General features: G+C 33.0%; 15 protein-coding genes and 1 pseudogene. 9 read left to right on the top strand and 7 right to left on the bottom strand.

Annotated elements, in window-relative coordinates:
• The first annotated feature begins 105 nt into the window (after positions 1 to 105).
• The 3 genes from QRY57_RS17970 to QRY57_RS17960 are packed head-to-tail and all read left to right on the top strand — an operon-like array spanning position 106 to position 1,647.
• Positions 106 to 909 (top strand): protein phosphatase 2C domain-containing protein, encoded by an 804-nt coding sequence (locus QRY57_RS17970; RefSeq protein ID WP_286015780.1) that lies wholly within the window; start codon positions 106 to 108, stop codon positions 907 to 909.
• 15 nt (positions 910 to 924) lie between these two features.
• Complete coding sequence (locus QRY57_RS17965; RefSeq protein ID WP_286015779.1) at positions 925 to 1,383, top strand: peptidoglycan recognition protein family protein; 459 nt, start codon at positions 925 to 927, stop codon at positions 1,381 to 1,383.
• A 15-nt stretch (positions 1,384 to 1,398) separates the two neighbouring features.
• Positions 1,399 to 1,647 (top strand): DUF2164 domain-containing protein, encoded by a 249-nt coding sequence (locus QRY57_RS17960; protein WP_286015778.1) that lies wholly within the window; start codon positions 1,399 to 1,401, stop codon positions 1,645 to 1,647.
• A gap of 690 nt (positions 1,648 to 2,337) precedes the next feature.
• Here QRY57_RS17960 and QRY57_RS17955 read toward each other — a convergent pair.
• From QRY57_RS17955 to QRY57_RS17940, 4 genes are all read right to left on the bottom strand, one after another.
• Entirely contained in the window at positions 2,338 to 2,808 is a 471-nt protein-coding gene (locus QRY57_RS17955; RefSeq protein WP_286015777.1) for a hypothetical protein, read from the bottom strand.
• Positions 2,809 to 3,105: 297 nt separating this feature from the next.
• Entirely contained in the window at positions 3,106 to 3,414 is a 309-nt protein-coding gene (locus QRY57_RS17950; protein WP_286015776.1) for a hypothetical protein, read from the bottom strand.
• Between the two features lie 36 nt (positions 3,415 to 3,450).
• Complete coding sequence (locus QRY57_RS17945; RefSeq protein WP_286015775.1) at positions 3,451 to 4,059, bottom strand: DUF3967 domain-containing protein; 609 nt, start codon at positions 4,057 to 4,059, stop codon at positions 3,451 to 3,453.
• A gap of 352 nt (positions 4,060 to 4,411) precedes the next feature.
• Positions 4,412 to 5,014: a TetR/AcrR family transcriptional regulator gene (locus QRY57_RS17940; protein WP_286015774.1), complete on the bottom strand. Its 603-nt coding sequence runs from the start codon at positions 5,012 to 5,014 to the stop codon at positions 4,412 to 4,414.
• A gap of 123 nt (positions 5,015 to 5,137) precedes the next feature.
• Here QRY57_RS17940 and QRY57_RS17935 point away from each other — a divergent pair, with 123 nt between their 5' ends.
• Positions 5,138 to 5,518 carry a hypothetical protein gene (locus QRY57_RS17935; RefSeq protein ID WP_286015773.1) on the top strand — a complete coding sequence of 127 codons (381 nt, stop codon included), beginning with the start codon at positions 5,138 to 5,140 and terminating at the stop codon, positions 5,516 to 5,518.
• 633 nt (positions 5,519 to 6,151) lie between these two features.
• Here the strand turns inward: QRY57_RS17935 and QRY57_RS17930 are convergent.
• A complete protein-coding gene (locus QRY57_RS17930) occupies positions 6,152 to 6,301 on the bottom strand; it encodes a hypothetical protein (RefSeq protein ID WP_286015772.1) in 150 nt (49 codons plus the stop codon).
• Between the two features lie 334 nt (positions 6,302 to 6,635).
• Between QRY57_RS17930 and QRY57_RS17925 the strand changes: the two genes are divergently transcribed.
• A complete protein-coding gene (locus tag QRY57_RS17925) occupies positions 6,636 to 7,514 on the top strand; it encodes a hypothetical protein (RefSeq protein ID WP_286015771.1) in 879 nt (292 codons plus the stop codon).
• A 110-nt stretch (positions 7,515 to 7,624) separates the two neighbouring features.
• On the opposite strand, the gene QRY57_RS17920 is transcribed toward QRY57_RS17925, so the two are convergent.
• Positions 7,625 to 8,787 (bottom strand): IS3 family transposase gene (locus QRY57_RS17920; RefSeq protein WP_286015498.1). Its coding sequence is split into 2 segments (ribosomal slippage): positions 7,625 to 8,520 and positions 8,520 to 8,787, totalling 1,164 coding nucleotides; the frame shifts between segments, so codons are not numbered across the junction.
• Between the two features lie 109 nt (positions 8,788 to 8,896).
• Here QRY57_RS17920 and QRY57_RS17915 point away from each other — a divergent pair.
• From QRY57_RS17915 to QRY57_RS17900, 4 genes and pseudogenes are all read left to right on the top strand, one after another.
• Positions 8,897 to 9,225 (top strand): annotated as a pseudogene (locus QRY57_RS17915) (IS4 family transposase); the annotation flags it as partial.
• Positions 9,226 to 9,277: 52 nt separating this feature from the next.
• Positions 9,278 to 9,721 (top strand): hypothetical protein, encoded by a 444-nt coding sequence (locus QRY57_RS17910; protein ID WP_286015770.1) that lies wholly within the window; start codon positions 9,278 to 9,280, stop codon positions 9,719 to 9,721.
• Between the two features lie 17 nt (positions 9,722 to 9,738).
• Positions 9,739 to 10,713 carry a hypothetical protein gene (locus tag QRY57_RS17905; RefSeq protein ID WP_286015769.1) on the top strand — a complete coding sequence of 325 codons (975 nt, stop codon included), beginning with the start codon at positions 9,739 to 9,741 and terminating at the stop codon, positions 10,711 to 10,713.
• Between the two features lie 16 nt (positions 10,714 to 10,729).
• The gene (locus QRY57_RS17900) at positions 10,730 to 11,185 is read left to right on the top strand and encodes a hypothetical protein (protein WP_286015768.1); all 456 of its coding nucleotides are present in this window, start codon (positions 10,730 to 10,732) and stop codon (positions 11,183 to 11,185) included.
• A 162-nt stretch (positions 11,186 to 11,347) separates the two neighbouring features.
• On the opposite strand, the gene QRY57_RS17895 is transcribed toward QRY57_RS17900, so the two are convergent.
• The gene (locus QRY57_RS17895; protein ID WP_286015767.1) at positions 11,348 to 12,034 is read right to left on the bottom strand and encodes an IS6 family transposase; all 687 of its coding nucleotides are present in this window, start codon (positions 12,032 to 12,034) and stop codon (positions 11,348 to 11,350) included.
• Positions 12,035 to 12,080 lie beyond the last annotated feature (46 nt).

The raw sequence follows: 12,080 nt of genomic DNA, 5'->3' as shown, positions 1-12,080 counted from the left end.
ATATATGAAATTGAAAGTCTTTTGGGAAAACAGTTTATTTAGGGAAGTTAGATTAATCAAAAAAGTTTGAATAATTCTCAATGTTGGATAGAGGAGTGTAAAGAGATGGAAATAAAAAGATACCAACAGAAAAGTCCTTTGAAACAGGAGTGTGAGGATACACTTTTTTGTAATGAAGATATGCTAGTTTATGGTGTGTGTGATGGAGCAACACCGCTTATACCATTTCAAGATGAAACGGGGCATAACGGAGCATATCTTGCCTCACATTTATTTGCAAGTCATTTTACATCGCTAAAAGAAGTGACTAGTTTACAAGAGGAAATTGTAAATGCAAACGAAGCGTTACAAGAAAAAATGATAGATTATAGGATTGATACGACGAAGAAACATCATTTATGGTGTACATGTATTGCTGTAGTTCGTATAAAAGATGAAATCATTCAATATGCTCAACTTGGTGACTGTATGATTGCTGCTACATTTCATGATGGAACCATAAAGGTGTTAACAAAGGATACAGTAAAAGGGATTAGTACACGAGCGAAAAGAAAGCGTGAAGCAGATAGGAACAAAGGACGTTCTGTACCGGAAGAACATATATTTAATGACGTGAGACAGCAATTAAAATATAATCGTTATCTTGCTAATATGCCAAATGGATATGCAGTAGCAAATGGAATGCCAGAAGCAATTGAATGGATTCAACAAGGAATACTGTTACGAGGAGAAGTAAAAGATATATTTATTTGTTCTGATGGACTATTTCATGCTGATTGGTCGCTGGAACAAACAGTACAATATATCAAAAAATATGGTATACCGGCATATGTTTCAATAATTGAAGAGCTAGAACAAGAGAAACGAATTCGTCCGGATGATAAAACTGCTATTATGATTCATTTGTAAAGGGAAGGGATATAGATGAAAATTCAAAGACCGAAATTCTCTTTTCGAGATAAGCTTAAGCCACTGCAAAGTGTAACAAAAATCATTATTCATCATACAGCTGAAGATGGATGGGATGTGTATAAAACACATGAATTCCATCAAAAGGTAAGAGGGTGGAGCGGTATTGGATATAATTATTTTATTGAAGAAGAGGGGACTGTGTTTGAAGGTAGGGGATTATATGTTGGAGCCCATGCAAAAGGATATAATAGTGAAACGATAGGGATTTGTATGACAGGTAATTTTGATAAATATGATCCAACAATAGCACAAATAGATTCTTTACATTCGTTATGTAGAGACTTAATGGAACAATTCTCTATATGTGAAGCACACATACTTGGTCATCGTGAATTAGAAGGTGTTACAAAAACTTGTCCAGGAATACGCTTTTCTATGGTAGAGTTAAGGAAAACCTTATCTCAAAAATAGAGGAGAAGATAATTCATGATGAATGTAAAAATACCAAATGAAAAGAAAGAGGAGCTTGTAGAGCACATTCAGCAGTTTTTTGAAGAAGAGGACTTAGATACAATTGGACGTTTCCAAGCAGAGCGTTTAATAGAAGAGATGATAAAATTACTTGGACCGTATGTATATAATCAAGCGATTGGAGATGCGAGAAAATTAGTTACAGATAAATTGTCGAACATAGAAGAGGATTTATATGTATTAGAAAAACAGAATGGTAAATAAAAAGAGCTTATAAAAGGCTCTTTTTATTTATGTTCATCTACTTTTTCTGTTACGGTACCGATAGTATACTTTACAATTTGTATGGAATGTACAAGAGAAGAAATATTGAAAGGTAAATATTTTTTCATTTATCATTCCCCAACAGAAAACTCCCACCTCAAGGAATGGGTAGGACATGGTCCAATGAGTAGGTGGGAGATGAATGGTGGTTAGGTAAAGGCCTAACATTCCTTCTTGTGGAAGAGTCAGTATGAGGTATCGGGATCCGTTCGTTCCTATAGAAGGGAGATGATGCAGGAAGAAGCATTTTTACATATAAGGAATTGTTCCATCATAAAAGTCTTTCCATATGTATACATTTTTGAAGGGTGATAGAGGAATTTCGACAAAAAAGAAGAAATAATACGAGAGAAGTATTTTTGAATATATTCCGATATCGTTCTCATACATATCGTGAAAAAAGCATGTAGAAAAACTAAAATAGAAAGTGAGGTGGAAAGTGGTGCTCGTCCATAAAGCGTATAAGTTCCGGATCTATCCCATGCCCATCAACCTAACAAGAATAAACTATCCCAAAACGAAAAAAACGAGCGGAATTCTCATAAATAACTATAAAATAATAAATTTTTTTGTTTTAGGGGCAATTCAAAATACTAGCTTGATGGCAATGTGGCGGACCCCTTGTATAACTTAATCCTCTCTAACTAAATAGCTTTTATTCTTATCTTCCCAGTATCTATACTCATAGAGTACTTGTTCATCAAATCGCTGTAAATAACCTCTCCAGTTATTCGGAATATATTCTTCAAAAGATATTGATTCCGGATAATTAGAATAAAAAATTAAACGTTCAAAATCTATCAAGAAACATGGATTATAATCATAATAGGCTTCTTCTCTATTAGTTCTTAATTCCCTTAAAAATTCTAACCGAATATCTTCTGTAAATCTTTCATATTTTTCTATTCTTTCTAAAAAATGAGCTATTGTAGTCTCATTTAAAATACTAATGCCTTTTCTTTCTTCTGGATATTCACTAGGAGAGTACCCAGCTTGATTATAATCTAAATACCATAAATGCGGTTCAGTTATATACCAATTGAACTTATTTTTATATTTTACACCTACTATAATATTTTCTACATATAAAGGCTTAATCATTTAATTATTTCTCCTCTCTTACTTAATAAGTTTAGCATTTTGACCATATTCTACCAACCACCGACTAATAGGATCAGGTAATTCTTATGCAACACCTTCAAATCCATATTTATCAAAAACACCCGAAAGTAAACTTTTGAATATTAGTTTACATTCAAATATCATAAAACATCGACCTTATACCAAATCCTCTGATATCCGCAAAATGCACAACAAAAGTATACATTCAAAACACTGTAAATAAAGGAATATAAAAATACTTATTTTAAAATAAAATACAATCTATCCTAATAAATTTTAAATAGCAAATGAAATTCGATCTGGTAAATCAATATTTTTAAAATTCTCCATTCCACCACATTCTTCAACTTGCTTATATACTTTAAATGCGCACTTATAAAATAATTGGAAATGTTCTTTAGGCATATCATCAAGTAAAATATAGCCTTCTTCAAAGGTTATTTTATCTTTCAAAATCTTAAAACGCCATCTTTCATACCTTTCTGGGTATTGCTCGCAACTATCAATATGAGGACCAAAACTATAAATCGCATATTTGCTATTATCTAATTCTTTTATTATTGTAATCGTTGGGTATCTTCCCATTTCAATTCACCCCTTAATTAATCAAAATTCAAAAGATTATTTCCAAAACTCATACCATTTCTTATCTTTACTTGCTGCAATTATCTTCTTAACTTCCTGAACTTCTCTTATTGTTTGCATAAGCATTTTATCACGACCTTGATTCTTCACCATGTCTTCGCTTGTATTCATCGCTATAAGAGCATGGGATTCCTGTATCGCTTGTATAGCGCTCAATAACTCTGATTCTCTTTGTATGAATCGCTGGTCTTGCTCCGCTAATCGTTTGGTCAATTCCTGTAGTAAGTCATTTTGCTTTTCAATGACTTCTTTTTGATTTTGAATCATCGTCTGTAGCGTTGTGGCGTTGAAATTGGGTTCTTCATAGCGCTCAATTTCGTGTCGTTCTAATGGCAATACCTCAACACCTTGATGCCATGATACTATTTGTTTTGTGGCGTTTTCTAATGTTATGTCTGTGTCGTTCTTTAGGTTGATAACCTTACGAAACACCATTACATCACTTTCTCTATACTTCCTATGCCCACGTTTATTCTTTATGAAAGTATAACCCTCTTTTTCTAGTACATCAGCATACTTACGTAATGTACTAGATTGGATACCTAGTTGCTCTGCCACATCGCCAGGACTATATAACGTCTTCATAGCGCTTAACCTCAAAAATATATTCGCTATAGCAATGATATACCCTTTTCCCTAATAATTCACGTTTCACTTGTTTTAAAATTAAATACTCATTACATCTCAATACCCACACCAAAATCGTTTTTCTATATACAAAATTTTATGCAAAAAAAGAATAGCGAGGATCCCCAGAATCCCCGCTACATCAACCATGTATAAAATCATGTATATCGATTTTACATAAGAAAAAGAGAGAATCTGATAAAACTAAGGATTCCCCCATGTCCTTGCTACTGATAATGATGCGTTATGTTAACCTCACATGTATAGAGTACTCATAAACTATCATTCAAATATCATACTCTTATCCATCTTATTTATTAGGCTCTTGGATTTGGAGTAATTCAACAAAAACACTTAGCATGTCCTGTATTTGAATTCGATTGTCTACAAAGTGTTGCAAATTAAATCCATTAAAAAGAGCCATTCCTGCTGTTGCTAAAGTTCTGGCATCTAATGGACTTCCGATTATACCTTCGTCTTTCATTATCTGAAAAAAATGTGTAAGAAATGATCTCCATTCTTCCATTTGGAGAATAAGCCTTTCTTTTATTAGAGGTAATTGATTAGATATCATACATCCTTGGAGAAGCATGGGAGAAGATCCTTTTTCATAAGATTCATTTACCAGACGCAAAGAGTGTTCTTTAAACTCCTTTAGTAAATCACACTCTTTTTGAGTAAGAGCTTCTTTTAAATCTTCAAAATAAAAATCAATTCCTTCTTTTATCAGTTTCAACAAAAACTCCTCTTTATTAGAAAAATGAACATAGAAAGCACCTTTAGAGTAACCAGCATGTTTCACAATTTGATCAACACTTGTACTAGAATAGCCTTGTTTAGAAAACAAACTAATTCCTGATTGCATTAATTTTTTAATGGTGTTTTCTGATTGTTTCTGATGATAATTCCCCATAACAACCTCCTTTTAAAAAACTGAATATTTAATTAATAGTAACACATTCTCCATCATATAATAAATTAATTAATACCGACTAGTTGGTATTAGAAAAATAACACTTATAAAGGAGATGATTTAATGACATTATCTCAAGGAATTATAAAAAAATGCTTATTAGTATTTATTTTATGCTTTGCAATGTTTTTTGCATTTTTTCCTCAATCTGAAGCTTCTGCTGCAGATCATAGATCTTTACGTGTCCATGCTGATTATGAATATAGTCAAGGACGGATTTGGTTATCTCCTGGAGAAAGGGTCACGTTTCGTGCACAAAACTACGGAATGTACGGAGTATATGTTAAAATCTGGCAGGGTAATAGGACTTTTTACGACTACAGAATCCGTAATTTTGATACAGGAACTTACAACGCAGCAGTAGGTTGGGTGAACTACAGTTTAAAATGTGTAGATACAGATCATTGCGATGGAGGAATGTGGATTAAAACTGGGAAGTTTTAATTTAAAAATGTTAAATTTTGAAAGGATTTTAGTAGTTGGTCTCACCATATCAAAAAAAGAAAATTGTACGTTACGACACAATTTAGACATATTTTAAGTCGTATACTGTACGCTAAGCCTATTTTCCCCAATAGGAAAAGCGAACGCTTGTTTATAAAGATATACCTTTAAGAACATAACTTTTACCCTTATAAAATCAGGGTTTATCACGTTTATAAACATGTTGCAAAATATTTATAAACGCTTATTAAGTATCCACTACCTTTATAAACTCCTTAACATACAATTTTCTTAAAATGATATGGTGACCCCTAGATATAGTAATGCAATGTGCTTCACATTTTTCTGAGCATCTTGGTTAAATTTTATATATAGCTAAAATTAAAAAAGATGTGACTTATATCTCTACATCTATTCCAAGAAAAAATCATAATACTTAACTTCCTGTAACGATAATTATGTAAATGAGCTAGTGGTGGAGGTTTTGGTAAGAGCAAGAAGGGGTACCACCAACCAGGGTAGGAACGTATAAAATAGAGTTGTAGAAAAAGAAAAAGTGGATTCCTTGTGAGAGTAGGTATCCACTTTTTTCTTGTGTTTGTTCGCACTTAAAATTAGGAAAAACGTAACATATTATTTATCTGTTTGTTTTTTCTTCTTTTTCAAATACTCCGCACGCAATTTTTCAAGTTGCTGCTTTTTATCAAATTTGGCAGGCTTCTGTTTTTCATGAAACTTTGCCACAGCTACCTGACCTTTGTGATCCAATTGATATTTTCCCACTTTGTTCACCTTCTTTTCTTTAAAGGGAATCTATTCAACAAATATAATATACCTTATTTTACTGAAGTAAACCTTATTACTTTATTAGTTTTTCTACTTATATCTATCTTAATCCCGATATTTCCTACTTGGGGTACCGCCCCATCGCTATCAAGCTAATAAGAAGACACTACCCCAAAACGATAAAAATAAATAATAAATTTTTCAATTTAATACAAATTTATTTTAGAATCCAATAGAGTGCCTCTCAATTTAAGCGAATTTTAAGTGTTAATATTTACCTGATAATATTATAATTTACATATCAATAATATATAAGAAGCGGAGAATTATCATGCTGAATATAGATATTAATCGTTTAACTGATATTTGTTTAGAATATCAGCAGTCTAGATTTTATGTTACTAGAATACCTGAAGATTTCTTATCAATTGCAAAAAAACATTTCTCTATACCAACGGATGATCGGATTATTGCATTTTTAAGTTGCAATTTATTTGGCTCAGGAAAATATGGTGTTTATTTTACAAGTTCGGGTTTATATTGGAAAAATTGGTTATTAGGTAAAGGAAATATGAAATGGGATAAATTAAATGAAGTGCAACAAATCGAAATTGATAAAGATGGTTTTTTATCTTTTGATGCACAAAAAAGTTTTAATATTAACGGCAGTGATTATCCACCGCAGTTATTTAAAGAATTACTTATAGCTCTTACAAATTCGTTCCATAATTCAAAGCAAAATGATATACATCCAGTTATAAAAAATGATGAGATAAAATCAATCTGCTCTTTGTTTGAGACGTACGATGAATTATTAGAACCTGATAATGGATTATTTGTAGACACTCATATTTCAGACAAAAAGCTAAAGGAAATTTGGGCACGATATGTTGTTTCAAAAGAAGAAGAAATCATTGCTTTTTTAGATACCTCTGTCCTTGGTAATTTGAGTAAAGGATCGGATGGCGTATTAATTTGTCAATCGGGTATATATTTTAGAGAAACTTTTGTACACTTGTATTTTCCATGGCATGTCTTTATGAATATCCCTATTACATTGAATTCAAACGAGTTAGAAATTGGAAAAGGCAACATATTTCACCTTCAACATGCTAGAATGTCTAGTCAAGAGATTCTATTATTCATCAAAAATTTAAAACAGCATGTTAATACGTTATATGAGGAAAATAAGTGTTCACCCAACACATAAGAATATTAATATAATTTAATTTTTAGTTTATTCTAATATAAAAAAACGCTATACTTTTTGTAGGCATATATAGTGGTCTGACCCCATTTGGTGAGACAAAGAAAAAACACCTAGACAACATGTTTCCTATAAGCTATAGGTGACATATTATCTAATTTTCTCTGAATCCGTTCATTATTATAGTAGTGGATATATTCATCCACAGTTTGTATTATACTAGCATTATTCGATTGTTTTATATTTTGCGCATAGAATCCTTCGGATTTCAAATGAGAATGAAAGGATTCTATGAGGGCATTATCATGGCAGTTTCCTGTACGAGACATGCTTGTGATAATGCCTTTTTCTTTGGCATATGTTTGAAATTGTTTTGATGTATACACTTTTCCTTGATCCGAATGCAAAATCGTATCAATCACATTTCGCTTTCTTAAAGCCTCTTTTAGAGTATCTAATACAAGAGAAACATCCTGTGTCTCACCTATTTTATAACTTACAATTTCATTGTTAAACCCATCTATAATAGATGAAAAATAAAGAGTCTTATTGCCGAACATCAAATACGTGATATCAGTGAACCATTTTTCATTAGGCTTGGTAGCTTTAAATCTCCGTTGTATTCTATTTTTAGCTACCACTGGTTCATGACCGAGCACAAATATCTTTTTCTTTTTTCTAACTCGAGATAATACGTTGTATTTTCTCATGATACGTAATACTCTTTTATGATTCATTACGATGTTAAATTGATCACGTAGACAAGCTGTAACCCGACGATATCCATACCGATATTTATGATGTTGACATATTTCTATTACGGTTTTTTCTTCATGATTAGTTACTGTTTTCTCGTGCTTTTTCCAACGATAATAAGTAGCACGTGAAATATTAAATATGGAACACAGTTCTGCAATTGTGAAAGTTGATTGCCATTCCTTTATCATTTTCATTATTTCTTCTTTTCCTCCCACCTCCTTAAAATTTCTTGGCACTTTTCCAGCAATATAATCTTTGCCTTTAAATAACGTATTTCTAATTCTTTTTGTTCAAGTTCTGTTAACTTTTTTAAACCTTTTCCATGTGCAGATTGTCTTCCAATAGATTGTTCAAACCGATAGGTTTCGCCTTCACGATACCATTTCATCCAAGTTTTAATTTGAGCCACATGTTTAATTCCTAAGGCATCCATAATTTCTTTATTTTTGAATCCTTGGTGTTTCATTTCAACTACTTTCCACTTTATTTCGGCGGGATAATGATTCTTTTTCCCCATGCGAAAAACACCTCCATTAAAATCATAACTGATACTTACGATTTAGAGAGGTGTTTTTTATCGTCTCATTCTCAGGGTTCACTCCATATAGAAAGGATGGCGTTTTTGTATGTCTATTTCTGTGTCTGACGAATTACAACTATTTGCTCAAGAGATTCAAAGTTTTTTATCTCCAAATACCTTACGCGATCTTGCTAGAGATGTTGGTTTTGTACAACGAACCAGTAAGTACCAAGCAAAAGATTTAATAGCTTTATGTGTATGGATGAGTCAAAATGTAGCTATGACTTCTTTAACTCAGTTATCTAGCTGTTTAGAAGCATCAACAGCAGTACTTATCAGTCCTGAGGGACTGAATCAACGATTTAATAAGGCGCCGTCCAACTTTTACAACGGCTACTAGCCGAACTACTAAGCAAAAAATTGGCCAACAAGTTGGATACGAAAGATGTTATAAGTGATCATTATGACTTGGAGGTTGCAAAGGAGCATGGAAAAAATCGATAATTCTAAATATTTCTCTTGTGATAAAGGTGATTTTGGAGAAGAAGTGACAAAAATCCTAGCTAGACAAAATAATTTAGGTAAAGACGTTTCCGATCTGTTCCAAGTGGGGAGAAACGGCATAGATGCAGCGTTCCTATCGGAAGGGCCGCCGCCAAAGTTAACGATTATTGAATCGAAGGCATCAGATTCCGCTAGTTTTAGTTACTCGGATAAACAGAAAAAGGGTGGAGATACGTACTTACAAGACATGGTTAAAAGCAAAGATCCTAGGTATGCCAGTTTCAGAGATAACTTAGAGGAACTGATGGAGGAGCGTCCTGATCTACAATTCGATTTTATTAGAGTTGAAACAGATATCAAGATTACTGATACTGGATTCGGCGTTGATGAGTTAAAGGTAAAAGACTGGAATAAGAAAATCGATTAATTCATAGGGAGGATACAATGATAAACCACAAAAAGTTAGAAATGGCTTTTAAAAGATATAGCAAAAATTTTGTGGATGGAATCAAATTTGAAGATGTTAAAGATAAATATAATGTCAGTAGAAGAAAGATTGAGAAAATCGTTGAGCAAAATGAAACAGAGAAAGATCACATACTATTAATAAATCTAAGCAAAATATCCTCATATCACTTGTCACTATGGAAAAACGATGTATTGATCAGCGGTGGAAACAATGCAGAAGGATTAAAAAACATGCAGAAGGTCTTATTTTACCAGTGCATGGGACAGGATCTTTATACAATCAGGTATCCAAGGATGTTCTTGGGATATTGGTTTAGCGAAGTCGTCTTCACATTAGTTCATTTTGCAATGTATGGATGGGAGAAAGAAGAAAATATATTATATGATTTTATGGCTCATCACTTCGGTGGACATTTAATAAATGCCAATGAAGAGGATAGACATATTTGGTTTTTACTAGAGCTGTACTTGCAGTATAAAAATAAAACCATCATGGGAACGAATGAAAAATTGCATCTAGCCGTGAAAAATAAGTTTAAGGAAGCTGAACTGCGATGCGACTTAATCCCTGAAGAGCTGAACATTTATGATGAAGTGCTGGGACGTTGGTCGACTGGTGATTTAGAAGAAATAGAACATCTAATTTCGATAATGTCTCAGTATCATTCTGCATTAGCTTCTGAAATCGGACAGCTAGGTGAATTTGGTGATTTCGGATTCGGATTTTATCCTTTTGAAATCTTATTCTTGATCCATGTAAGGAAACAACTAGGGTTGCCAGTACCTACTCAAATCGATAATTTTCTGATGAATACTCCAGAAGCGAAAATGGTATTTGGAGAACGTGAGCCATACCCTGAATGGGACCCTGTGCTTCAGATGATCGATCAATTTTATCGTAAAAACTACCCGGAATATATTCCAAACAAGCATGGAGAATTATTTCAATAAAAGGGAGGAAGCTAATATGCCTAATCAAGGGATAGCGCAGATTATATTTCCTGATAGCAAGGATTTGGAAACGTTTTTGAAGGAACAAGGAAGTTATGACTTACATGAAGACCTATTAAAATATGGATTGACGACGAAACAGCTTTTATACGTTGACTATAAAGGTGAGCAATACCAAGAAATTGTCAATTTTATTCTTGATTACGAATTTGCCCACCAAATTGAATTAGCAACACAAGAAGAACTCGAGAAACTAGAAGCATTTAATTATGAATTTTTACCTGAAAAGATTAAGGAGGTCAACAAAATACTGTCACTAAAGGGGTATGGACTATTTTCATATCCAAATTCGGGCGACTTCTTCGCACTATTCATTGTAAAAATAGAGAATATAACAAAATTACTGCAAGAAGAAGTGCTGCTTGATGATAGAATCCCTTTTCAAGAAAGGTGCATCAAGTATTATAGATAGACCTAAGATTGTATGTCTTCAACCTTGACTCCGGTCAAGGTTTCCTTTTTTGCTCTAAATGAAAGATGTAATGAAAAGAAGAAATAGATTTATATTATAACTAAGGGTTCTGTTGCAAAGTTTAAAAAAAGCATAAACAGGTTGGTAAATAAGGAACAATGTTTAGGAAGTAGCTAGTAATTGTTGAAGTTCATTGTACGTTGAAAAGGCGGAGTCTCTTTGAAGACTTCGCCTTTGTTTATATAGAGCATGAATGGTCTCGATACCTTTTATCGTACGTGAAGCATGACGAAGATTTTGAAATCCTGCAGATTTGGCAAAACGTCTCTTTACATGCCTGTGATCCTGTTCAATAAGGTTGTTTAAATGTTTGATTGTACAATGGATTGTAGTTTGATAAAATCCTTGTTTTCTTAATTTGTTAAATGCACAAAGTAATGCCGGCGCTTTGTCTGTAGTGAGAACCGTTGGTTCTCCAAAATGTTTTACTAATCTTTTCATGAAGGCATAGGCAGCCTGATGGTCCCGTTTTTTACGAAGTTGAATATCCAATGTGTGTCCATCCTTATCAATTGCACGATAGAGATAACGCCACTCTCCCTTAACTTTGATATAAGTCTCATCCAAATGCCAAGATAATCGTGCAGATTTATTTTTCATTTTCCAAATTTGATAGATGAGATTGCCATATTCATGAACCCATCGCATGATGGTTGTTGGGTGAACTGAAATGCCACGTTCTTTCAGGATTTCAGAGACATCGCGATAACTTAAAGAAAAACGACAGTAGTAGCCGACATCTACTAAAATAATCTCTTTCTTGAATTGTTTTCCTTTAAAATACCTCATGCCTGATTCTCCTAGATCCTGTTTTCTAGAGTGTAGCTCCATGTAG

This window comes from Bacillus arachidis, assembly GCF_030285945.1.
Taxonomy (GTDB): Bacteria; Bacillota; Bacilli; order Bacillales; family Bacillaceae_G; genus Bacillus_A; species Bacillus_A arachidis.
The sequence above is the reverse complement of the archived record's forward strand: the minus strand, read 5'-3'. Positions and strand labels throughout refer to the sequence as shown.